This is a genomic window from Balneola sp. EhC07, assembly GCF_001650905.1.
Taxonomy (GTDB): Bacteria; Bacteroidota; Rhodothermia; order Balneolales; family Balneolaceae; genus Balneola.
Genome location: NZ_LXYG01000018.1, coordinates 188582 through 211121 on the forward strand (window position 1 = coordinate 188582; position 22540 = coordinate 211121).

The 22540-nt window shown below is 38.6% G+C and carries 22 protein-coding genes; 5 read left to right on the plus strand and 17 right to left on the minus strand.

The features are described from left to right. Position 1 precedes the first annotated feature (1 nt). The 7 genes from A8B79_RS12690 to A8B79_RS12720 form a co-directional block, all read right to left on the minus strand. Positions 2 to 193: a type II toxin-antitoxin system VapB family antitoxin gene (locus A8B79_RS12690; protein WP_066223337.1), complete on the minus strand. Its 192-nt coding sequence runs from the start codon at positions 191 to 193 to the stop codon at positions 2 to 4. 60 nt (positions 194 to 253) lie between these two features. Beyond that, positions 254 to 1789 carry a replicative DNA helicase gene (gene dnaB, locus A8B79_RS12695; protein ID WP_066223339.1) on the minus strand — a complete coding sequence of 512 codons (1536 nt, stop codon included), beginning with the start codon at positions 1787 to 1789 and terminating at the stop codon, positions 254 to 256. Between the two features lie 205 nt (positions 1790 to 1994). Then, complete coding sequence (locus A8B79_RS12700; RefSeq protein WP_201118593.1) at positions 1995 to 2879, minus strand: uracil-DNA glycosylase; 885 nt, start codon at positions 2877 to 2879, stop codon at positions 1995 to 1997. Continuing rightward, a complete protein-coding gene (mtaB, locus tag A8B79_RS12705) occupies positions 2872 to 4209 on the minus strand; it encodes a tRNA (N(6)-L-threonylcarbamoyladenosine(37)-C(2))-methylthiotransferase MtaB (protein ID WP_066223341.1) in 1338 nt (445 codons plus the stop codon). The genes A8B79_RS12700 and mtaB overlap by 8 nt, the downstream gene beginning before the upstream one ends. Positions 4210 to 4399: 190 nt before the next feature. Further along, a complete protein-coding gene (locus A8B79_RS12710) occupies positions 4400 to 4909 on the minus strand; it encodes a toxin-antitoxin system YwqK family antitoxin (RefSeq protein WP_161485172.1) in 510 nt (169 codons plus the stop codon). A gap of 891 nt (positions 4910 to 5800) precedes the next feature. Continuing rightward, positions 5801 to 7561 carry an aromatic amino acid hydroxylase gene (locus A8B79_RS12715; RefSeq protein WP_066223344.1) on the minus strand — a complete coding sequence of 587 codons (1761 nt, stop codon included), beginning with the start codon at positions 7559 to 7561 and terminating at the stop codon, positions 5801 to 5803. A 185-nt stretch (positions 7562 to 7746) separates the two neighbouring features. Next, positions 7747 to 8445, minus strand: a complete 699-nt coding sequence (locus A8B79_RS12720) for a TIGR04283 family arsenosugar biosynthesis glycosyltransferase (RefSeq protein WP_066223345.1) — start codon at positions 8443 to 8445, stop codon at positions 7747 to 7749. Positions 8446 to 8546: 101 nt separating this feature from the next. Between A8B79_RS12720 and A8B79_RS12725 the strand changes: the two genes are divergently transcribed. After that, complete coding sequence (locus tag A8B79_RS12725; protein ID WP_066223348.1) at positions 8547 to 9350, plus strand: DUF547 domain-containing protein; 804 nt, start codon at positions 8547 to 8549, stop codon at positions 9348 to 9350. On the opposite strand, the gene A8B79_RS12730 is transcribed toward A8B79_RS12725, so the two are convergent. The 4 genes from A8B79_RS12730 to bioB form a co-directional block, all read right to left on the minus strand. Then, positions 9347 to 10573 carry a GAF domain-containing sensor histidine kinase gene (locus A8B79_RS12730; RefSeq protein ID WP_066223350.1) on the minus strand — a complete coding sequence of 409 codons (1227 nt, stop codon included), beginning with the start codon at positions 10571 to 10573 and terminating at the stop codon, positions 9347 to 9349. The genes A8B79_RS12725 and A8B79_RS12730 overlap by 4 nt on opposite strands. Before the next feature lie 58 nt (positions 10574 to 10631). Then, a complete protein-coding gene (locus A8B79_RS12735; RefSeq protein WP_066223352.1) occupies positions 10632 to 11525 on the minus strand; it encodes an SMP-30/gluconolactonase/LRE family protein in 894 nt (297 codons plus the stop codon). 277 nt (positions 11526 to 11802) lie between these two features. Next, positions 11803 to 12036 carry an addiction module protein gene (locus A8B79_RS12740; RefSeq protein ID WP_066223353.1) on the minus strand — a complete coding sequence of 78 codons (234 nt, stop codon included), beginning with the start codon at positions 12034 to 12036 and terminating at the stop codon, positions 11803 to 11805. 54 nt (positions 12037 to 12090) lie between these two features. Then, positions 12091 to 13083, minus strand: coding sequence for a biotin synthase BioB (gene bioB, locus A8B79_RS12745; RefSeq protein ID WP_066223357.1), 993 nt, complete (start codon positions 13081 to 13083; stop codon positions 12091 to 12093). A gap of 120 nt (positions 13084 to 13203) precedes the next feature. Between bioB and A8B79_RS12750 the strand changes: the two genes are divergently transcribed. The 3 genes from A8B79_RS12750 (at position 13204) to A8B79_RS12760 (ending at position 15416) form a co-directional block, all read left to right on the plus strand. After that, positions 13204 to 13893 carry an alpha/beta hydrolase gene (locus tag A8B79_RS12750; protein WP_066223360.1) on the plus strand — a complete coding sequence of 230 codons (690 nt, stop codon included), beginning with the start codon at positions 13204 to 13206 and terminating at the stop codon, positions 13891 to 13893. 106 nt (positions 13894 to 13999) lie between these two features. Then, positions 14000 to 14671, plus strand: coding sequence for a response regulator transcription factor (locus A8B79_RS12755; RefSeq protein WP_066223364.1), 672 nt, complete (start codon positions 14000 to 14002; stop codon positions 14669 to 14671). 64 nt (positions 14672 to 14735) lie between these two features. Beyond that, complete coding sequence (locus A8B79_RS12760; RefSeq protein WP_066223366.1) at positions 14736 to 15416, plus strand: TrmH family RNA methyltransferase; 681 nt, start codon at positions 14736 to 14738, stop codon at positions 15414 to 15416. On the opposite strand, the gene A8B79_RS12765 is transcribed toward A8B79_RS12760, so the two are convergent. From A8B79_RS12765 to A8B79_RS12790, 6 genes are all read right to left on the minus strand, one after another. Further along, on the minus strand, positions 15413 to 16786 hold the full coding sequence (locus A8B79_RS12765; RefSeq protein WP_066223368.1) for a M28 family metallopeptidase: 1374 nt from the start codon (positions 16784 to 16786) through the stop codon (positions 15413 to 15415). The genes A8B79_RS12760 and A8B79_RS12765 overlap by 4 nt on opposite strands. Before the next feature lie 84 nt (positions 16787 to 16870). Next, positions 16871 to 17845, minus strand: coding sequence for a M23 family metallopeptidase (locus tag A8B79_RS12770; protein ID WP_066223370.1), 975 nt, complete (start codon positions 17843 to 17845; stop codon positions 16871 to 16873). Positions 17846 to 17918: 73 nt separating this feature from the next. Continuing rightward, a complete protein-coding gene (gene hprK, locus A8B79_RS12775; protein WP_066223371.1) occupies positions 17919 to 18950 on the minus strand; it encodes an HPr(Ser) kinase/phosphatase in 1032 nt (343 codons plus the stop codon). Then, on the minus strand, positions 18950 to 19249 hold the full coding sequence (gene hpf, locus A8B79_RS12780) for a ribosome hibernation-promoting factor, HPF/YfiA family (RefSeq protein WP_066223373.1): 300 nt from the start codon (positions 19247 to 19249) through the stop codon (positions 18950 to 18952). Before hpf ends, hprK begins: the two co-directional genes overlap by 1 nt. A gap of 17 nt (positions 19250 to 19266) precedes the next feature. Then, positions 19267 to 20208 carry a tyrosine recombinase XerC gene (locus A8B79_RS12785; protein ID WP_235603695.1) on the minus strand — a complete coding sequence of 314 codons (942 nt, stop codon included), beginning with the start codon at positions 20206 to 20208 and terminating at the stop codon, positions 19267 to 19269. Positions 20209 to 20248: 40 nt separating this feature from the next. Beyond that, the gene (locus A8B79_RS12790) at positions 20249 to 21346 is read right to left on the minus strand and encodes a glycosyltransferase (protein WP_235603697.1); all 1098 of its coding nucleotides are present in this window, start codon (positions 21344 to 21346) and stop codon (positions 20249 to 20251) included. Positions 21347 to 21468: 122 nt separating this feature from the next. Between A8B79_RS12790 and A8B79_RS12795 the strand changes: the two genes are divergently transcribed. After that, positions 21469 to 22539 carry a hypothetical protein gene (locus tag A8B79_RS12795; RefSeq protein ID WP_066223377.1) on the plus strand — a complete coding sequence of 357 codons (1071 nt, stop codon included), beginning with the start codon at positions 21469 to 21471 and terminating at the stop codon, positions 22537 to 22539. Position 22540 lies beyond the last annotated feature (1 nt).

Below are 22540 nucleotides of genomic sequence, written 5' to 3' on the forward strand. Positions count from 1 at the left end.
TTTATCTGTTTCTTAGAGAATCGAGATCAATGTCCAAATCAATGGTACCCTTCAAAGAAATCAACCTTTTTCTCTTTACCTCATCAATACGGGCTTGTAAAGCATCTTTGATCAACTGACTTTTGGTTGTAGCTCCGGTAACTTCCATAGCTTCTTCAATCAGCTTTTTAGGTATATCTAAAGTAGTTCTCATGATTAATTATGCATCAATGTTTAATAATTGATGCAATTTAAATAAAAGAAACCAATTTAACTAGAAAGGCGCATCCTCATCAGGTGCAGGATTATGTGGCATAGGCGGTGGCCCCGAACTTCCCTGATCAAAGTTATCCGGCAATTGAGCCTGTCCCTGAGATTCGCCAAAGAATCCTCCGGAATCAGCCGTAGTTAGATTTTCAAAACGAGCATAGTCCTTAACGAAGTAATGCATTTTACTTCCAACCGGACCGTTTCTTTGCTTTCCAATGATCACTTCAGCAAGTCCGGCTGTAGACTGACCATCTTCCGTAGTTGTAATCTTATAGTACTCAGGACGATATAAAAACATCACAACATCAGCATCCTGCTCGATCGAACCTGATTCACGTAAGTCACTAAGCTGTGGTCGTTTATCACCACCACGTTGTTCCACTGCACGACTCAACTGCGAGAGTGCAATAACCGGAACATCAAGTTCTTTGGCCAGTGCTTTAAGTCCACGGGAAATAGAAGCAATTTCCTGCTCACGATTCCCGGTGTCTTTGGTATTTCCCTGCATCAACTGCAGATAATCAATGATGATCAATCCAACATCATGCTCACTTTTTAGGCGTCGACATTTAGTACGAAGCTCCATCAATGTGATTGCCGGAGTATCATCAATAAAGATATCTGCTTCGTGTAAATTACTGGCAGCCTCGATCAATTGTTTGAAACTGTCGTCGTTCAGCGTTCCTTTTCGGGCTTCCGATGCATTTACACGAGCTTCCATAGTCAACAATCTCTGAACCAACGATTGATTCGACATCTCCAAACTGAAGAGAGCTACAGAAGTTCTTAGTTTTTCATCATGATGCATTGCAGCATTTCGGGCAGCCGTCAGTACAAAAGCCGTTTTACCCATAGAAGGTCGCGCTGCAATAATGATCAGATCGCCTTTCTGCCATCCGGCCGTCATGGTATCGATAGATAATCCCGTAGGAACTCCGGTGATTCCGCCTTCTTTACCACGCATATCTTCCAGATACTCAAGAGTATCTTTCAGAATTTCAGATACAGGCTTTGAAGCATTCTTGGTCTTATTATTGGCAAGATCAAAAATTCGTTGCTCTGCGTCATCCAAAACATCGTACGCATCCGAAGCAGTGTCGTAAGAGTCTTTAATTACATCGGTACAATTCAGGATCAGATTTCGCTTAACCGCTTTCTCAATAATGATCTGAGAATGATATTCGATGTTTGCCGCTGAACTTACGGAGCGAGTCAGATCAGATAAATAGGAGGGACCACCACTTGCATCCAGTAAATTATTATCCCGAAGCTCGTTTTCTACCGTCAAAAGATCTAACGGATTATCTCTTTCGGAGAGATTCTTAATTGTTTCGAAAATATGGCGATGAGCAGGCTTATAGAAATCTTCAGCAACCAACATACCAAAAGCGATAATAGCAGCTCCGTTTTCGATCAGCATAGCGCCCAGAATTGCTTCCTCAACTTCAACTGCCTGAGGTGGTACTCGTCCTTGCTGCTCCAAAATCTTATTGGACTCTACGTAATTGTTTTTTTTGTATGCTGAACCGTTTGTTGCCATTTACTGAACTAAAAAAATTTAAGTCATCCTGAATTTATTTCAGGATCTTAAGAAAAAGCTTTGATCTTAATCGTTGCAGAATATTGTTATTAACCTTCGCAAAGATCCCGAAACAAGTTCGGGATGACCTCATTAAAGTAACTAAAAGTTTAAACGAATTTAGAGGAACTTTCGAACAACTTTTCTACAAAGTTATTAACATTTATCAGGGTTTGCCGCCCAACTCATCGTATCGTTTGCGGAGTTTCTGAACGTCTTCCCAAGTAGGTCGCTTCCATTGCTGATTTCTGAGTAACGCCGCCGGGTGATAGGTTACCATCAACTCTCTGCCATTAAACTCATGAAATTTGGAACGCATATTTTTCAGAGAGTCGTCTTTACCTAATAAAGTAGTTCCGGAAACTCTGCCCACACACAAGATCAATTTCGGGTCAACAAGTTCGATCTGTTTTAATAAATAGGGCAGACTGTTTGCGCGTTCTTCTACCTTGGGATCTCGGTTTTCCGGTGGACGATGTTTCAAAATATTGGCGATGTAAATATCATCCCGCTTAAAATTGATGGCTGCCATGATCTTATCCAACAGCTGACCGGCTTCTCCAACAAAAGGCTCACCTTGTTTGTCCTCATTAAATCCGGGAGCTTCGCCGATGATCATCAAGTCAGCATTCGGATTTCCAACTCCAAACACCAGATTAGTACCTTCCAGATCGGTTTTTAAAGTCTCTGCCTTTTCACACAGAGCTTTCAGCTCTTCTAAAGTTGAACACTGAGCGATAAGTTCTGCTTCGGTTAACTCAGGCTTAACTTCTTCAGTTTGATACTCTGTTTTCACTTCTTCAACAGAAACAGAAGTATCAGCTTCTACTTTTTCTTCAATATTTTCGTGCTTTTGAGATTCCGTGGCTGAAACCTCTTCTTGCTCAGAAACTTCAGAAACTACTTTAACTTCGTTATTCTCTTTTTCGTGATTCTGTGTTTTTGTGGCTAAAGACTCTTCCTGCTTCACAGAAAAATCACCATACATTTCTTTTTGTTGATTCAGAAACCGAATCGTTCGGCTGATAAGATCATTTTCCGATTCAGCCATCAATGAGCTCCGCAATGGCTTGTTCTTCTTGTTGAACCGATTCAGATAGTGTACTTAAAAAATGTCCTTCACTGGTGATCGAGGTCAATTCAATATCCTGAATGGTATTTACCAATCGCTCATTAAACGGGATAGCCACACGCACATAATTGTTTGTCCATCCAAACATCAATCCGTCTTTTTCTGATTCTTCAAACAGGGCAGGGCGCACTTGGCCTTCAAATCGGGAATCGAAATTAAAACGCTTTTTCTTTGAAAGTCTTCTGAGCTTATGCGTTCGTTTCTTTCGCTCTTGTTTAGGGATCACGGGCTTTAGAGAAAGCGCATGGGTGTTTGGTCGCTCGGAATAAGTAAACACATGCAGATAAGAAACATCCAGTGAATTGATGAAATCAAACGATTCCTGAAACAATTCTTCTGTTTCGCCCGGGTGACCGGTAATTACATCCACACCAATACATGCATCCGGAATCAATTCTCTGATCAATTCCACTCTGCTTCGGTACAGATCAGATTTATAACGTCTTCTCATGATCTTCAGCATTTCATCAGAGCCACTTTGTAGTGGGATATGGAAATGTGGCTGTAATTTCTTTGAAGTAGCAGCAAATCGGATGATCTCTTCGGTCAATAAATTCGGCTCGATGGAAGAAACACGTAATCGCTCCAATCCTTTAACTTCGTCCAGCGCTTGCAAAAGCATGTAGAAGTTCTCATCGGTTCCGTAACCGAAATCTCCGGAGTTCACGCCGGTAACAATAATTTCTTTGAATCCTTCGGCTACCAACTGCTCAGCGTTGCGAACTACCGTCGCGATCTTGGGACTTCTACTCGCTCCACGAGCCAGCGGAATGGTACAAAACGAACATTTATAATTACAGCCGTCCTGAACCTTTAGAAAAGCGCGGGTTCGGTCGTCTGAAGAAAAGGCATTGTGGAAATCTACTGCTTCATTCACATCGGTGTTGTGGATGATGGTCTTTTCCTGCTTCACAAAATCATCAAACAGATCCAGCAGGTGGAATTTATCTTTGGCACCAAGTACCACATCCACGCCTTCGATCTGAGCAATTTCTTCAGGCTCCAACTGAGCATAACAACCCACTACAGCCACAAAAGCATCGGGGTTTCTTCGGAGAGCTTGTCGGACGGTCTTTCTGCAGGCAGAATTGGCATCCAGAGTCACGGAACAGGTATTTATAACATACACATCAGCTTTATCATCGAACTCTTTGAGCTCAAAACCTTCGTCCTCGAAGTCTCTTCTCATGGAAGAGGTTTCCGAGAAATTTAACTTACAACCTAATGTTTCAAATGCGGCACTTTTCATGCGTCAAAGATAAGCAGAAAGAGGAGGGAATGCAGGGGGAATTTTTGGTTGAAGCTTAATTAGATTTAGACGGTTTTAAGATTTAAATGTGGTGGTATTTTTGTAAAGTGAATTCTGTAATGGAAGTCATAGACTTCCTGAGCTTATACTTTCAAGTTACAAACTTGAAAGATCTTGGGGTGTTGAAACTCTACTTGTCTCTTTCCCATTCTTCAATTAACAAACCTTTATCATCATAAGTTGAAGTTTTTATAAGCCAGCCTTTTTTGTTGTAGATTGAAATTTTTCTGATTTCGCCATTTCTATGATATTGAGTCGAATTTATTTGAAAACCTTTTTTAGTATAGTTAGCAATCTCTTTGATTTCACCGTTTTCATAAAATCTCTTTAGCTCTCCAATGGCTAAACCCTTTTTAAAACTCCCCATCATTCTTAAAGAGCCATCTGTATAATAACTTTTTTCTACACCATGACTATTCTTGCCACAATTCTTAAATCTGTATGCATACTTGTCATGTGTAACGACAAATTCTTGAACTCTGGGAGCAATTAAGGTATCAGAATTTATAGCTTTACTTACATTCACTAATTTAGTTTCTGCATTAAATTTTGAATCCAACTCATAAACTCCAAAACTTGGAAGCAACAAAGTGCTATCATCAAGATAATACATTACAAATTCAATGGAGTCCTTTTTCATTGTAAAGAAATCACTTTTTTCGATTTTGTCCTCACAAGGATCTATTATGAATAGGTTATATCTGATCTCCTGACCTTTCAAGGAGAAAAAAGGAATTAGTATTAGTAAGATTGATAGTCTCATTTTCCTTGCTGTGATTCTAATATCTGAAAATTGCTTATTTAAATATGCCAAAAGCTTATCTAAAAAACTAAATCCTTCTTTGAAGGGAGATTTGTTTCTTTTATGTTATTTAGAGCGGATGTGAGAAATTTAGAATTCTGCTTTGAAATCAATCTTTAGATTTCTCAGTCGACAAGCTCCTTCGAAATGACAAGGTATTTAGAGATAGTTGTAAAAAAATTCGCCTTGTCTTTAAACCTGATTTTTTTAAAAGTCTCCAATTACACCGAACTTAGAATTATTGGCGAGCCAAGAACGTAATGAAATCGACGGCTCCGAAGGAGGAATCATTACACTTCTGGCTGATTCTTGAATGTGTATCATACTAGCGAAGACCTTTTGTAATGATTAGTCGATGTAATGGAGTTCGCGCCAATAATTCTTGTCGGGAGCTTTTGGTACTTTTGTCGGTACAAAAGTACACAGAGCCAAGTAACTGAATCCTATAAAAATTCGCCCTTAGTATTTTAGACGGGTTCACTGATCCTGCGCTGAATAATCCTAAAGGTCTTCGTTCGCTTAGATACATTTCTACATTTCTCACCGGAAAGGATTATTCCTGCTTCGCAGACGCATCCGGATCATGTTCTCTATTCCGTCTAAAATACTAAGGGCGAATTTTTATAGGCGTAGCACTACTAAATTTTCAACCAATTATCTAAAACCCACAATGATAGCCCTGCTTTAGTGCCTTCGTGCTTCCGTGGCTCAAAATCAACTATCTATAATCTAAACAGGAAGTCCTTCTTCGATCAATTCTAAACCATCTTCAATAAGTGATTTCAGCTTGGGAGAATCTACCGCTAGCTTATTCAAATGATCTCTTAAAAGTTGGTTAAGGGCTTCATCTTTCGAAATTTCCAGAATCTCAAACATTAGCAGCCATTCTTCAGGATGTTCTGATTTCAATTCCTGAAATAGATTTTTAAGAAAAGCAGCGTCGTCTGAATTCTTTTCTCTGTACTCTCTTATAGATTGATAGTGCTTTTCTAATTCGCTCAAAGAACCCGGCCGTTCTTTTTTTACAGTCAAAGTAGATGACTTGCTGTATAAGTTCGGAAATGAGCTGCTGTCTGCACTGCCGGCAAAAGCTGAAACAATATCTTTTCCGACTACCATATTATAGACGCCGTCTTCTGGAGTAAACAATTCTTCATCATTGTAGGAAACGGTACAATCCTTTAGCTGAATCAACAATAACTTGCCTTGTAAGCTTCTGATACCGGTAACGTTTAATCCTTCGACTTTTATTCCGCTTTCAAATTCGAATGACAGATGCTTGCCATCGTAAAAATTATATGCTTTCAGATCCACCGGACCCATATCTTCAATGGCGAGATTGATGTTTTTTAATTTCCCGAGAGGAGAACTGAATCCATTCTTGTGAGTTTCTATTCCGTGCCCGATAAGTTCTTTTTCTCTGTAAGCCAAAGCTGTAGGTCCTTCGGTTTCAAAGAAAATAACTTCGCTATCTTCATCAAGTATAGTTCTGGAAAAATTTCCGGAAATCTGAAGTCCCGTACTCAACTCGATAGTGCCCACCATCTTTGAATTAATGAGTTTCTGTAAACCTTTGCTGCCACCTTTTCTCAAACTTAAATTGTTCGCAAACTCCTCCAAAACCTGCATTAAGTACGAAAAGTCAGGCGTTACAAACAGTTGAGGCTGTGGTTTAGTAACATCAAATTCCTGTGTTGCTGCTTCGATGGAATATGGATTTTTTTTCACGTCATCTTTTAAGCAGGAAATACTTTCACCTATAGAAGATAAAAGACCTGCTCCATAGATCTTAGGATCGTCAATAGTACCAACCAGGCCATATTCAACTGTCCACCACTGCAAATTCCTGATCTTGGCCATTTCGGAAAGCTCGACTTTTTTCTCCTGTAGCGCTTCGATCTCAGATTCAGCGGCATCAATTTCTTCTTGAGGAGTACCTTTAGCTTCTTTCAAGATCGATAACTTTCTGACAGCTTCATAAACATCCATATCATGCTTCGAGAGAATCGCCTTTGCGCCAATAGCTCCTAATCTTCTCAAATACTCGGCGTAATCAGGATTTGCAATAATTGGAGCATGTCCCGCGGATTCATGGATAATATCCGGGGCAGGAGTGTACTGTATATTTTCTAATTGTCTGATATCAGACGCAATTACTAAGATCTTGTACGCCTGAAATTCCATAAAAGCATTGGGAGGTATAAATCCATCCACAGCAACAGCGGCCCAACCAATTTCTTTTAGAATCCGATTCATTCCATACATACTTGGAATTTCATCAAGACTAACACCTGTTTTCTTTAATCCTTCCAAATATGAATCATGAGCTACTTTAGACAGATGACTAACCAAACGTTTCATCACATAACGCCAAACAGCCTGATCAACCGGAGTGTAATCTTCGTAATTCTGTGGCTTGATGAACTGCTTTAAGTGCTCTGGCAGTCTGTCAATTAACTCGTTGCTTTCGTATTCAATATGATCAAGCATGTATTCTTTTTACTGAGGAGTTTTAATTCAATTTTAAAGTGTCAATAACAGGATTCAAATATCAAAAAATGACGACAAAGAATGGTAATAAATTATGTCAAAATGATAATGAACTTCAGCTATTAAAAAGAGGATCGTAAGTACTTTACTTTTGTGCCTTCGTGTTTCCGTGGCTTTCAAAAAAACTATCTATAGTTCAACATATTCGAATAAGCATGACACATCATTTCCTGGGATGCTCCGGCGAAATACATCATAAAAACGGTAAGGTTTGCGATCTGAACTCTGAAGTAGCCGTTGTCTTTATATTTTCGGGATGAAACGATCGCATCTTTTTGAATGATTCGGAAGCTGGATGATTTCCGGATCTTTTCGATCAGATCGTAATCTTCCATAATTCTGTAATCTTCACGGAAGCCTCCAAGTTCATCAAACAAACTTCGGGTGATAAATAAGGTTTGGTCACCGCCACGAACCATAATTCGATCAAAACGAGTGCAATAGGAGTTTATTCGAAGCAATGGAGTGTAATAGTGATCGAATTTGTAGCGATAACATCCTGATTGAAATCCTATTTCCAAAGATTCTGAAATATCATCAGCAAAAGAAGCAGGAGGGATGGAATCCGCATGAACAAAATACAGGATATTATTCTTTGAATGTTCTGCACCCACATTCATCTGAGCTGCACGTCCTTTTCGTTTGGAACGAATGCATGTGAATCCCAATTCGGAAACAAGTTTAACAGTGTTATCGGTACTTCCGCCATCGATCACCAAAATTTCGGCGTCTTTCACGTGGTTAATTCCTGCAGAAAGATGAGCCAATAAATCCGGAACCGTTTTTTCTTCGTTATATGTTGGGATAATGATACTTATCGCCATTAACTTATTTATAATTTTGTGATGATATTAAAAGCACTTTGGATGATATTAAATTACGAAGTTATTAGCGCAACAGATTTCAATTAATGAACAACCTAAATATGAAACCAATTTATATTCTGTTTTTAACCATTTTTGTGCTTTTTTCTGGACCAAACCTTCAAGCTCAGGAAATGGATAGCCTGAATAAGGACACCTCTTTTGCCGAGCTGTCTATGATCCTGTTGCAAAACGTACGGGACGGCAAACCAACAAAACAGATTGAAAGTAAACTTGCTGAGGTTTCCCAAGAGGAATTAAATGTTGATCTGGATACAGAATCTGAGAAAAAAGCTTTTTGGTTGAATATCTACAATGCATACGTGCAGATCTTGTTGCTTGATAAGCCCGAATTGTTTGAAGACAGAAACTCCTGGTTTGGTTACAATTTCTTTTCGTCGCCACAGGTCACCATAGCCGGAAAAGAACTGAGTTTTGATACCATCGAGCATGGAATCATTCGTCATTCCAAGATCAAACTTTCTATGGGCTATTGGGATAAATGGTTTCCAAGTGATTATGAAGTGATGTTCAGGTGGGAAGAAGTTGATCCACGGGTTCACTTTGCGTTGAATTGCGGAGCTAAAGCGTGTCCGTTTATTGCTATTTATGATCCTGAAAGGGTAGAGGAGCAACTCGATATCTCCTCCAAACAATATCTGGAAAAGACTACAGAATACGATGTGGATAAAGACAAAGTGAAGGTAAATGCACTTATGAGTTGGTTTCGTGCCGACTTTGGTGGCAAATCCGGAGCAGTAGAAATGTTAAAGAAGTATGATATCATTCCACAGGATGCCGATCCTTCAGTAAGTTTTCTGGAATACGACTGGACTCTGGAATTGGATAATTACAAAGACATCTAATTCTTTTGATCGAAGATCTTTACCGGAAGATGTACCAGAATTTCAGTTCCTTTGTTGAGCTCTGATTTAATTTCAATAGTTCCTTTCAATGTATTTACCAGATGCTTTGAAAGTCGAAAACCAAAGCCAAAACCACGCTCATCATTTGTTCCGGGAGTCGATTGTGCCTGATGGTTGAGCATTTGTTCAATTTGCTTATCAGTCATTCCAACGCCGTCATCTTTAACACTGAAGTTTAATTGTGCTCTGGAATCTTTGATTTCTCCAAAACCCAAATTTACAACAACATTTCCACTCGGATTGGTGAACTTTATTGCGTTAGAGATCATATTCCCGAAGATCTGAAGCATTTTGTTTTTGGGGAACAACAGCTCTTTGTTTACAATTTCGATCTGAACTCTGAAGTCAATGTCTTTAAGCTGTGCCTGTGGCTTGTACAGATCAATGAGTTTCTCTTTAAGAGTAGAAAGATCAAATGATTCTCTTTTAAAATCCGGCTTCTCATCACTTTTTCTATGCGTTGAGAGGATTTCATCAGCCAGCTCAAGAACAGTTTTTCCACCTTTGTTGATCATTTCGATCAATTCAACAATATTGGAAATATCCTGCTCTTCAGCATTATCTCTTATGATCTGAGATAAACCTATAATTCCACCAATAGGTCCGCGAATATCATGACTTACTTTACGAGAAACATCGTCTGCTTCTTCCAGCTTTTCTCTTAGATCTTTGACTAATTTATAATGCTCCAGTCGTCTCATAACTTCATCAGCTATGATCTTGAACATCTCTATCTTTTCAGGAGGGAAGTAGTGATTAGTTTGATCCATCACACAAATGGCGCCTATGTTAATGCCATCTTTAGTGCGCAAAGGTATCCCAAAATAATACTTCAAATTAGGCTCACCGGCTATATAAGGCTTATCTTTGAATTCCTCGCTTTTATGCAGATCAGAAAGCTCTAAATATTCCTCTTCATAAATGGTATGATCACAAATCGAATCTTTTCGGGGCATCTGATCTTGCTCAATTCCGTAATCTGAAATCGACCACTGAGTGTTGGCTCCGATCAGATTGATCAATGAAATTGGTGTTCCCGAAATATGAGCAGCAAGCTTTGACAGGTCATCCAGATCTTCAAAATCTTTGGAATAATCTATGTCGAATTCAGCTAGTCTGGTAAGGCGATCAAGTTCTTTTTGTTCGTCTTCGATGTGTATCATTAATTAGATCAACAGGTTAATTTATCTATTGTTACTATGTTAATTACTGTGAACAGATTTAGTTCCGGGAGTATCCCCAGAAATCTACACGATTGAGCGCAATGTAAGGAACAGCAATGATCTTATTGGTTCTGTCGATGCCAATATCTGCGGGTCTGCCAATGGTATGGATCAGTATCTTGTTTGAACTACCGTCATGTACACGAATGCTTTGGTCGACCTGACTTGCAACCAATAACATGCCTTCATCAAATTCTAAGCCATCGAAGTTCCCACCTTGGAAGGTGTAGTGTTCTTCCACTTCTTTAGTTATTCTGAATGAATAAAACGTAGTGTCACCACGCCAAGGAGCGAGGACAAACTCGTTTTTCAGAAGACTAAATGTAATTCCATTCGGATATACAGGGAGAGAGTCCAAGAATACAGAAGGAGAGTCGTTTTCTATTTTATAAACGATCGGTTTTCCGGTGTCAGTTACATAAATACTTCCGGAGCCATCTCCTGAAACATCATTAAGGAAACCCGGCTGAAATGATGTGAAATCTATGAATTTTTGTTGAGCTCCTGTTTTGGTGTCAAAGACATGAACACCTGTTACATCGGCTACCCAAAGAGATCCTTTTTCGATATACATCCCTCGTGGAGCATGAAATGGATATTCATCTGTTCCGGTCATGAATTGCATCTCTATAACATTTCCTTCAGCATCTACTTTGGTAATAAAGCCGTTGCTGTCAAGATCATTTCCGCCACCATTGAAATTCGAAATGAAATACACATTTTGAGATTCATCGTATCGAACCGCTTCAGGTTGGCTGAGTCCTTCTACAGAAAATAGGATGGAGGTAGAATCCTGAACGGTTTCAAAATCGGCTGTGATGTGTTGCTTTTTTTGCGTTGTACAGGATACAGCTGTGAAAAGAGCCAGTAGAATTAAAGAAAGTGATTTCATCGAGTAATTTTTGAGTTAATTGAAAGTCACCTTCTTATCTAAGATTTACAAGTACTGCTAAGAAAGAGTTTGTAAATGTTTGATGCTGGTTTTTCCTGAACAGGTGTATGTTTAGGCTATTCCTTGTTCCGATGCTCTGCGTCGGAACAAATCGGATAAGCTTTAATCTCTAAATATAGAGACCATATTAAGAAGATCTATTTGTCTTGATGGTAATTTGAAGGACCACAAAATACGCTCCGACGCAGAGCATCGGAGCGAGGTAAAAAAAGGCATTTTAAGACTGTATTTTCTTATTCAGCTCTTTTTTTATATCTATCCAAGAAGTTGATGATGATTTCTTAGCTTTATAATTGACTTCTCTTTCTCGAGCGATTTCCAGCCATTCATCTTCATATAACAGTGTCTTATTTCTGTCCAAACTCTCTACAAGGGATTGTAAAAGTTCAATTCGGTCTTTTTCATCAAGATTAAGAGCAGACGTTTTAATTTCTTTAAGTGTACTCTTCATAGCTTTAGGATTAGTTATCTCAATCTATATAAAATCAAATTTATGATCAACAAATCAAACATTAACCGGCACATGCTCCGGCTTCGCATTCTTGTAAGAAGGTCGTGGCTTCAAGCCAAATAACTCAAACATATGCATGTCTTCGTCCAGCTCATTGTTGTCCGTAGTTAGAAGTTTCTCTCCTGTAAAAATCGAGTTAGCTCCCGCCATAAAACATAGCGCCTGTTCTTCGAAGTTCATTCGAACACGTCCTGCAGAAAGACGAACCATAGATTGCGGCATCAAAATTCTGGCGGTGGCGATCATTCGAGCCATATCCCAACTTGGTACTTTGGGCTGATTTTCCATCGGAGTTCCTTTTACGGCGATCAAAGCATTTACAGGAACTGATTCCGGATGCTGATCTAAGTTAGACAGTGTATAAAGCAATCCAATTCTGTCTTCATGTGTTTCGCCCATTCCAATAATTCCACCGGAGCAAACCGAAATATTGTTGTCCTGAACTTTTTTGATGGTGTCTAAGCGATCGTCATAAGAACGGGTAGTAATGATCTTTTTATAAAAATCTTCGCTGGAATCTAGATTGTGATTGTAAGCATATAATCCGGCTTCTTTAAGTTGAGCAGCTTGTTCATCATTCAGCATTCCCAAAGTGGCGCACACTTCAAGTCCCATATCAGCTACAGAAGAAACCACATCTAAAACTTCATCAAAATCTTTGTTTCGTCTGGCACTTCTCCAGGCTGCACCCATACAAAAACGAGTACTTCCGGCTTCTTTAGCTCTCTCAGCTGAAGCAAGGATCATTTCTTTAGGCATCAGTTTCTCAGAGTCAACGCCGGTATCGTAGCGGGCAGATTGAGGGCAATAAGCGCAGTCTTCAGAACAACCACCTGTTTTAATCGAAAGAAGGGTACAAACCTGAACTTCGCCTGTTTCATGATATTCGCGATGGACTGTAGCAGCTCTGTATATTAACTCCATCAGCGGAGTGTTATAAATCTCTGAGATTTCTTCTTCGGTCCAATCGTTGCGAATCACTGACATAAGTTTATTTTTTCTGATGATGATTTACTCATCCAAAAGTAAGAGGTATCGCCTCAAATGCCAATCCATAATTACATTTATTAAAAGGAATAAAAGTGCTATCGTAAGACTAAAAATTATATGAAAGAAGTTTTGATTTCCGGTAAGGCGTCCTTCAAAATAGAAGTGCCGTATAAATTGTATGAGACAGGGGAAAAAGGAAAAAAGCCTTTAATTGTCTATTTACACGGATTTAATCAAAATATTGATCGCTTTGAGAAAATAGTGAACCCATTAACTGAGTTGAAAGCTTATCATTTATTTATTCAGGCACCTTATCCCTTATATGACCAGACACGCACTAAAAAAGTAGAAGATTGGGGCAGGAGCTGGTATTTGTATGATGGAGAGCAGCAACAGTTTGTTAGATCTATGGAGCTGTCATCCGAATTCATTCAGGAGATCATCGATAATTTATTACCAAACATAGAAGTAAGCAGATTATGTTTATTTGGGTATTCTATGGGTGGATATCTGGCCGGCTATTTTATGCTTTCAAGGTGGAAGCATGTGAATGAGGCAATTATAATTGGAGCCAGAATAAAAACGGAAGTTTTCACTGATAGACTACAAGAAGCTAAACATATTAATGTTTTGGCTCTCCATGGATCCGGAGATACGAGTGTTTTTCCAGAACCACAACAGAAAGAAATCGAAAAGCTAAAAGAGGAAGGATTTAACGCACGTTTTAAATCAATAGAAGCGCAACATAAGCTCTCGCAACCGTTTATAGCAGAAAGTGAGCTCTGGCTTAAGGAAAACGGGTACTAATTTCTAATAAATATTATGAGTAGTTAGGTTTTCTTTCTAATGTTTGTTAATTTTTTCTAACTAACATTAAAGAGTAACCTGATCAGTCAACTAATTTAAATCGCATATGAAAATTCTTGTTGTTGAAGACGATCCTTCAGTTAGAACGCTTGTAAAAGCAGTTTTAGAACATAACGACAATACCGTAATAACTGCTGAAACTGCTAAGGATGGTCAGGCCCTAGCGACAGGCGAAAATTTTGAAATGATCGTACTCGATCTTGGTTTACCGGATGGTGACGGATACGAAGTATGTAAACAGATCAGAGATGAGGGAGTAGTTACTCCGGTTCTTATTCTTTCCGGTGAACAAGAAACAGATGTTAAAGTAAAATGCCTCAAAGTCGGTGCTGATGACTACCTGACAAAGCCATTTAATACTGAAGAATTACTGGCAAGGATGGAAGCTATTCAACGAAGAACAGAATCTTCAGGAGATCAAACGCTTACCTGTGGTGAAATTAATGTTCATTTATTGAAAAGGGAATGCACTGTAAATGATAACAAGCTTCAGCTCACCAATAACGAGTTTAATCTGCTTGTTTATTTTATAAAGAATAAAAACAGAATAATCACACAGGAAGAACTCGCTGAAAAAGTGTGGGATATTCATTTTGATACTCAAACAAATTATATAAACGTATATATCAGTTATCTGAGAAAGAAAATTCGTGAATATACTGAAACTGATTACATCGAAACGATCCGAAAGAAAGGATTTACTTTTCGTTGTAACTGATAAAATAGACTTTACTAAAGCCGTTTCTGAATAAGAGACGGCTTTTTTTATTTACATTATACACATGAACAAACAATTAATTGAATATCTGAAGCAGTTTATCTCCGAAGCCAGATGGAACCGTATCAATGAAGTCCTTGATAAAAGAACTGAACACATCACTGTCGTTTTGGAAGATATTTATCAACCGCATAATGCGAGTGCTGTTTTAAGAAGCTGCGATGGTTTTGGAATTCAGGATGTTCATGTGATTGAAAATAATAATGTTTTTGATGCGTCATCAGAAGTTACTATTGGGGCCGATCAATGGCTTTCATTACACCGTTATAAAAATCCTGATTCAGATAACGTTTCTGATTGTTTCGAAGTTCTAAGACAAAAGGGATACCAAATTGTTGCTACAACACCTCATGAAAACGATCATAATTTAGACGAATTGGATATTTCTAAACCTACCGCTTTGGTTTTTGGTACAGAATTGGAAGGCGTTACTGATCAGGTTATGGATCAGGCTGATGCTTTTGTAAAAATTGCGATGTCAGGTTTTAGCGAAAGCTTTAATATATCCGTGAGTGCAGCAATCTGTTTGTATGATACTTCAACCAGATTACGCAGATCCGTTCCTGAATCTGAATGGGCTTTATCTGAAAACAGGAGGGAAGAACTCCTGCTTGAGTGGGTTAAAAAATCCATCAAAGCAGGAGATCAGCTTGCAGAAAAATGGTTAGCTGAAAACAGATCCTAACGGGGTAATCTTACATCCAGATCTGCAACAGCAAATGCAAATACAGCCATTGTAGCCACGCACTCATTAAAATCATCAATATTTAGCTTGTCGATCGTATCAACCGCTGTATGATGAAACCAAAAGTATTTGCTACCATCAACATTCAATCCCATTCCGGGAACGCCATTTCTCATTAATGGACCAATGTCAGCACCTCCACCACCTTTTCTTACTTCACCTGAGTCAGCAGATTTGAGCATTTTACCAATCTCGACAAGTATTTTATAAGCATCATCACTTCCGCTAAATCCAAAACCAATAGGATCAAAAACTCCGGCATCCGATTCCATAGCCAGAATATGATTATCTAATGATTTCTCATCCTCTTGTACCCATCTTAAATATTCATTTGCGCCTCTCAAACCATTTTCTTCATTTGTCCATAAGACAACTCGGATGGTTCTTTTAGGACGTACACCTGTTTCTTTTATCAACCTTAAAGCTTCCCAGGCAGCAACACATCCACCGCCGTCATCCATAGCTCCGTGTCCGTTATCCCAGGCGTCAATATGTCCGCCCATTACAATGATCTCTTCCGGAAACTCACTTCCTTTAATTTCAGCAATCACATTTCTGGATTGGGCATCGGGTAAGTTTTTGGCTTCCATTTTTAAAGTAAGAGTAACGGTCTCACCACGTTTTATAAATCGTTCTATCAGGTTAGCATCTTCGGTAGTTAGAGCTGCATGGGGAATTTTCTTTACTCCTTCTTCATAACTCATAGTTCCTGTGTGAGGAGTTTGCATAGAATAGGATGCAACTGATGCCAAAGCGCTTGCAACAGCTCCGTGCTTAGCAGCCGCAGAAGCACCGTTAACTCTATACTGAACAGTTTGTCCGTAAGTAGTAAATGGAACATTGAAGAGTACGATCTTTCCGTTTGCTTCAGCGCTTCTTTTTTCAAGATCTTCAAAACTCTTTACCAACATAACTTCGGCAGTAATTCCTTCCTCAGGAGTTCCAACGCTTCCACCCAAACTAGCCATCGGTAATTCTTTTTGGATAGGAGCATCAAGAGTAGCAGATTCCTTTCCTCGAACCCAATGAGGAACAGTCACAGGCTGCGTCCATATTCTGTCAAAGCCGTCTTTTTCCATTTCCTGAACTACCCAATCAATACCTTGTTCAAGAACTTCTGAGCCACTTAATCTGGGGCCATAATAGTCTGTTAAGTGAGCCAATCTTTCAAAACCCAAGTCATTAGCCAGTGCAGATTTTATAAGTTTATCGGATGTTTCTTTGATGTTTTGCTTAACCAGAGGTTGACTTACTCCGGGAATTGCTACTAATAAAGCAAATAGGGTGAAGTAGAATTTGTTCAGTTTCATGAATACAACTTAAGATTTGAAATTTGATTCAAGAAAAAGAAAAGGGAGGACTTATGCTTATTGGAATTGCAAAATAATGTGCAATTAGTCCATTGATTTAGTGTTCTTTCTGGCTATTTCCTGGAAGAGGAGATATTCTTCAGGTGAGATATCGGCAAAAAGATAATTGATAGGATTCACTTTCTGATTATTCAAATGAATCTCGTAATGGAGATGAGGACCTTCGGTTAATCCTGAGTTACCTGAGTAACCTATTAATTGTCCTCTTTCTACTTCAGTACCACGTTTAATGTCTTTAGGTACAGTGGACAAATGAGCATAAAGGGTTTCATATCCGTAGCCATGATCTATTACAATTATACGACCAAGAGTTCCTCGGAGTCCTACATATTTGATCTTCCCATTTGCGGTAGAATATACAGAACTGCCAATATCAGCGCGAAAATCCGCACCACCATGCGTTCTGGTATAGCCTAAAACAGGATGCTCTCTCATTCCAAAACTACTCAGCAAAATACCGGCGGTTGGTTTTATTGCAGGTAAGTGTTGTAGTTTATCCTTATTGGTGTTGTAAGACTGTTTAAGTTCTTCAAAACTAATTTTTTGAATACTGATACGCCGTTCCAGGTTGTCAATTTTTGAAGATGTCCATCTCAAGAGTTCTGCTGTTGATTGATTATAAACATCGAATTCCGGATTCGGGGTACCTCCACCGGAACCTGCTTCGCGCTCATCAGTAGAAATTTCTTCCAGACCTAACACAGAACGATAAACTTCATTGTCAGCTTCTGCAATTTCTTTGAGCTGGCTATCAATATCTAAAATTGATTTTTTGGTGGTTTCAAGCTGCTTATAAAGAATTTCATTTTCAGCTTTGAGAGCCAATTCAGCCGGTGTACCGACATAACTGGAAAGAAAAATAATACCCAGTCCGGATAAAAACACACCGGTTAATATCCAGATAGATAAGTTATAGATGATTTGCTCTGCCTTATTATACTCCATTGGTATAAATTCGCAGCTTTCCTCGTCGTAGTAATAATGATTATGTAGTGACATATCCTATTTTATAAACCCGTCAAAGTTACACACTAGTAGTTTCCTAGTCAAAGAGTAACCAAACATTCTAATGTTACTCAACATCTCCTTCAAAGTATTCGATCGCTCTTCTTGGAGTAGGATCGAAATCCCCGGTTTTACTTGCTATTTTTGACTGGATCCTGTCCTGGAATGCTTTTGCGGGATCGTAGCCATAATGTTTCAATAAATAATTCATGGCAATCACTTCGGCGATTACGGTTATATTTTTACCGGGAGTGATAGGAAGGTGGATTAAAGGAATATCCAGACCTAATATAGAGACAGAATCGTGATTGAGTCCTGTTCGCTCAACATCACGGGCTTCATCCCAAAGTGTGAGTTCTAATACAACTTCCAGTCTTTTTTGATAACGGATTGAGCGAATGCCAAACATCGACATCACATCTACAATACCAAGTCCACGGATTTCCATAAAATGTTTACTCATTTCAGTTGCAGAAGACATGAGCACGTTACTTTTCTTGGTAAGCATAACCACATCATCAGCCACCAAACGATGGCCACGTTCAATAAGATCAAGTGCTACTTCACTTTTACCTATTCCGGATTTTCCTGCTATTAAAATCCCAATTCCGTACACATCTACCATAGCGCCATGCACCATAGTTTGGGTTGCAAATTGATCTTCCAGAAAATCCCGAAGTAAAAACATAAACCGAGTAGTTTCTACAGGAGTGGAGTAGATAGGAATGGAAGCTTTCTCTGCAATTTTGATTAAATCATCTGAAAGCTTGTTACCATCCGTTAAAAAGATCACCGGCAGGTCAAAACCGGTAATATTTTCAAATGCTTTTATCTGTTCAGAATTTGGAAGATGATCCAGAAATTGAGTTTCAGTGTTTCCTATGATCTGGATTCTCTTATAAGTAAAAAGGTCGGTATAGCCGGCAAGAGCCATCCCCGGTCTGTGAAGATCAACTTCATAAACGAATTTGTATTCAGAACAATCACCGGAAGTACAAGCGGTTAGATTGAGCTGAACACGTTCCCTTAGTTTTTGAACTAGATAAGAGACACTGATCTTTTCTTTACGAGGAATAGGCTCGCTGGCAGTAAATGGCATTAATATGCTTCTTGTAGTTTTTGTTTATATCGTTTTAGCTGACGCGTTGCTACATCCACTGCAACGGCCACTGCTTTTTCGTAAGACTCTGCTTTTTCATTCACGGCAATTACCTTTCTGGGTACTTTAATTATTAATTCTGCTTTCTGAGGATGTTTGGGATCAGATGTAGGCTCCAGAACAATATCGCAAGATACTATACGGTCGTAAAAGTGTTCTAATTTCTCAACACTTCCTTTACTAAATTCTTTAAGATTTTCGCTTGCATCAAAATGTCTTGAGGTGAATGAAATATTCATTTGTTCTCCTATTAGTTTTACGTTTTAGCTCTTGGATGTGCATTCTCATACACATTTTTGAGTCTCTCTACACTGGTATGAGTGTAGATCTGGGTTGCTGCTAAATTGGCGTGACCCAAAAACTCTTTAATTATTCTGATGTCTGCCCCGTTATCAAGCATGTGTGTTGCAAAACTATGCCTTAATACGTGAGGGCTCTTTTGTGTTACCTCGCTAGTTTTAGTTAAATATTTCTCTACTATTCGTTGAGCGTTTCTTGCATACATCCGTTGCCCGTGTGCTGAATGAAATAATCCTTTTACAGCATCTCTGTCTGTTTGGCTTCCAAATAATTTCTCTTTTGTCTCAAGATGATCCTTTAACGCCGTAATAGCTTTATTACCTAATGGAATAATCCGCTGTTTATTACCTTTTCCGGTAACATTTATTTGATTATTTCTAAGGTCAACTTGTTCACGGTTTAAATTTATTAACTCGCTTAAACGAATTCCGGTTCCGTAAAATAATTCAAGCAAAGCTTTATCTTGTCTTCCAGAAGGAGTATCGGTATTTATTGAATCCATCATTCGTTCAATATCGGCCGAGTTTACCGTTTTAGGCAGCGTTCTGTCTTTTTTTGGGACCACTAATAATTGTGCAGGATTTTTGTCGATGTGGCCTCGCTTAAAACAATATTTAAAAAAAGATCTGAGCGTGGCTACTTTTCGAGCAATTGAACTCTTTGCCATTCCTTTTTCTGAAAGTTCACCAAGCCAAAGCCGGATTGTTAACCGTGTTATAGAGTGAACCGAAATCTTTTCTGGATCTGAATCCTCCTGTTGTGCACAAAACTCTAAAAAAGATGTAAGATCATTGCCATATGAAGTGATGGTGTGAGGTGAAGCATTCTTCTCAACAGCCAGGTATTTGAGGTATTTCTCGATGATCACTTTCATTGATGGAATATGTATATCCGACATCAAAAAAGAAAACTTTTATGAAAATAATATGAAGAAATTTCTAGTCTAAATTTCTTCCTTTCCAGCTAACTGATTTTCCTGTAAAATGATCTATCAGACACTGTATTCCAAGTGTCTGAAACCAAAGCACTCCAATTGCATGCGTGAAAGAAGAATAGATATCCCACTTGAATATAAAATTAAGTACGGCTCGTTGCGAAAATATCAGAATCAATGAGATTGATGACCAAATAAGTAGTTCAACAGAATTGACTTGAAACCCATAGACAAAAGTGAAAATAGGAGCTACAAATACAATAAGGTGTAAAACAGACATCAATAAAAAGAGAACAGTATTCTTACCAAAGCCCACAAAAAAGTTTTTTCTGAGTCCATTCCATAATTCACTGTCAGAGGAATACATCCTGCAAAATACTGACCCAACACCATGGAGCATTTTTAAAGTTAATCCACTACTCTTGATGTTTTTAGCTAATTCAACATCTTCAATGATTTGATCTTTTACAGATTCATGACCATTTATTTTTGAGTAGGCATTTTTATTGAAAGCTATAAACTGTCCACAGGCTGCTGCGAATTTTGGTGCAAATTTCTTTCTTAAAAAGGGGGGAAGCCATTTCGGAGTTTGTTCCACATATCGAGACGGAAGAAGTGTATACAATGCAAAATAGACCAAAGGGATAACCTGTTTTTCCCAAAAAGACTCTACGATTTGTTCCGGCCATACTGTTATTACATCTACATCAGAAAGCTCTGCAACTGCTTTAGGAATTGCATCCTCGTCTAACCAAACATCTGCATCGATGAAAATTAAAATCTCGCCGGAAGCTGCTTCACTAAGCTGATGGCAAGCCCATGGTTTCCCGAGCCATTCATTTGGTTTTTCTTTTCCTTTGATGTGTATCAGGTTATTAATGATTCCCGAAAGCTTATCTAAAATTTCTCCTGTGCCATCAGTAGATTGATCATCCAGAACCAGAACTTCAAAATTGGGATAGTTTTGTTTTAGAGCCGAAGTCACACATCGCTCTATTACCGAAGCTTCATTTCTTGCAGGTATACAAATACTGACTTTTGGTTTTTCAGGAGAATCGGGAACGATTGTGTTCTTTAAACCTTTAAAATCAATCAAATTCATTCCAAGTATAAAACACGTATAAATCAAAAAGCCTACTGATATGTATAAAAGGATCATCATTTAGTGATGGAAGTTAATGAAGCTGAGGTTGTAGTTCACTCAAAAGATTCTGATAATTGCCCATGAATATTTCTACAGATCATTTTGACGAAAACCCTTTTCCAAATAAGCCATCCGGAGGATACGAGTGGTGGTATTTTGATGCATTGAGTGAAGATGGAAATTGGTCTTTTGTTATCATTTTCTATCAGGGAAATCCTTTTTCTCCGGAATACATTCGAAATATCGAAAATAAATCTTCAGTTCCTGATGAATTTCCCGGAGTCAGTATCTCGATCTATAACCGAAATAAAACAGAGTTCTATAGCTTTGCGGAATATTCAGCTGATGATTTTAACTGGGTCAAGGAGTCAGACACTTGTTCGATAGGTCCTCATAGCTTCTCAAAATCTGAAAATGATTCAAAGTTGGTTTATTCGATCGTGTTGAATGATATTTTACCGTCAGGTCATTCCATTAAAGCAGAGCTCGAATTCAACAGTTCTATAATTACTGAACCATCAATCGATTCAAAAAATCCGAACGAGCATCATTTCTGGAATTTAATTCAGCCAAAATCAGAAGTATCAGGTTCAATTGAGATTAATGGGAAATCAGGCTTTCAAAAGATCACTTTTAATGGTTCCGGTTATCACGATCATAATGTTGGTTTAGAACCTATGAAAGAAGATTTTAAGGATTGGTACTGGGGAAGATATCATTTTGATAACTCCACTCTGATCTATTACGTGATGAATAGAACAAATGAAAAGCAGTATAAAGCGTGGTTGATTTCAAATGAAAACGGAGAGGTAATAGATGAATTCTCATCTGTTGAGACGGAAGGATTTCTCAGAAATATGTTTGGCTTACGTTCAGCCAGAAAAATAACTTTGAAGTCGAGGGACAGTGAGGTCACTGTACAGGCGGCTTTACCTCTGGATGACGGACCTTTTTACCAACGTTTTTTAGGTCAGGCTATAATACACAAAGATGGAAAGGTTTCAGTGGCTGAAGGAATTTCAGAATACATCTATCCTGAAAATATTTACTCCAAAAAGTTTTGGCCCGCAGTAAAAATGCGTCTGAGATTTGCGAATCAAAAGCCTCATTGGGTTCAAAGGTTTAAGATGTTCTATGAATGGACATGGTGAT

Excerpts from the sequence above, each read along its gene's own strand:
- A8B79_RS12690 (WP_066223337.1), bottom strand. The coding sequence starts at position 193 with ATGAGAACTACTTTAGATATACCTAAAAAGCTGATTGAAGAAGCTATG.
- dnaB (WP_066223339.1), bottom strand. The coding sequence starts at position 1,789 with ATGGCAACAAACGGTTCAGCATACAAAAAAAACAATTACGTAGAGTCC.
- A8B79_RS12700 (WP_201118593.1), bottom strand. The coding sequence starts at position 2,879 with ATGGCTGAATCGGAAAATGATCTTATCAGCCGAACGATTCGGTTTCTG.
- mtaB (WP_066223341.1), bottom strand. The coding sequence starts at position 4,209 with ATGAAAAGTGCCGCATTTGAAACATTAGGTTGTAAGTTAAATTTCTCG.
- A8B79_RS12710 (WP_161485172.1), bottom strand. The coding sequence starts at position 4,909 with ATGAAAAAGGACTCCATTGAATTTGTAATGTATTATCTTGATGATAGC.
- A8B79_RS12715 (WP_066223344.1), bottom strand. The coding sequence starts at position 7,561 with ATGCTTGATCATATTGAATACGAAAGCAACGAGTTAATTGACAGACTG.
- A8B79_RS12720 (WP_066223345.1), bottom strand. The coding sequence starts at position 8,445 with ATGGCGATAAGTATCATTATCCCAACATATAACGAAGAAAAAACGGTT.
- A8B79_RS12725 (WP_066223348.1), top strand. The coding sequence starts at position 8,547 with ATGAAACCAATTTATATTCTGTTTTTAACCATTTTTGTGCTTTTTTCT.
- A8B79_RS12730 (WP_066223350.1), bottom strand. The coding sequence starts at position 10,573 with ATGATACACATCGAAGACGAACAAAAAGAACTTGATCGCCTTACCAGA.
- A8B79_RS12735 (WP_066223352.1), bottom strand. The coding sequence starts at position 11,525 with ATGAAATCACTTTCTTTAATTCTACTGGCTCTTTTCACAGCTGTATCC.
- A8B79_RS12740 (WP_066223353.1), bottom strand. The coding sequence starts at position 12,036 with ATGAAGAGTACACTTAAAGAAATTAAAACGTCTGCTCTTAATCTTGAT.
- bioB (WP_066223357.1), bottom strand. The coding sequence starts at position 13,083 with ATGTCAGTGATTCGCAACGATTGGACCGAAGAAGAAATCTCAGAGATT.
- A8B79_RS12750 (WP_066223360.1), top strand. The coding sequence starts at position 13,204 with ATGAAAGAAGTTTTGATTTCCGGTAAGGCGTCCTTCAAAATAGAAGTG.
- A8B79_RS12755 (WP_066223364.1), top strand. The coding sequence starts at position 14,000 with ATGAAAATTCTTGTTGTTGAAGACGATCCTTCAGTTAGAACGCTTGTA.
- A8B79_RS12760 (WP_066223366.1), top strand. The coding sequence starts at position 14,736 with ATGAACAAACAATTAATTGAATATCTGAAGCAGTTTATCTCCGAAGCC.
- A8B79_RS12765 (WP_066223368.1), bottom strand. The coding sequence starts at position 16,786 with ATGAAACTGAACAAATTCTACTTCACCCTATTTGCTTTATTAGTAGCA.
- A8B79_RS12770 (WP_066223370.1), bottom strand. The coding sequence starts at position 17,845 with ATGTCACTACATAATCATTATTACTACGACGAGGAAAGCTGCGAATTT.
- hprK (WP_066223371.1), bottom strand. The coding sequence starts at position 18,950 with ATGCCATTTACTGCCAGCGAGCCTATTCCTCGTAAAGAAAAGATCAGT.
- hpf (WP_066223373.1), bottom strand. The coding sequence starts at position 19,249 with ATGAATATTTCATTCACCTCAAGACATTTTGATGCAAGCGAAAATCTT.
- A8B79_RS12785 (WP_235603695.1), bottom strand. The coding sequence starts at position 20,208 with ATGTCGGATATACATATTCCATCAATGAAAGTGATCATCGAGAAATAC.
- A8B79_RS12790 (WP_235603697.1), bottom strand. The coding sequence starts at position 21,346 with ATGAATTTGATTGATTTTAAAGGTTTAAAGAACACAATCGTTCCCGAT.
- A8B79_RS12795 (WP_066223377.1), top strand. The coding sequence starts at position 21,469 with ATGAATATTTCTACAGATCATTTTGACGAAAACCCTTTTCCAAATAAG.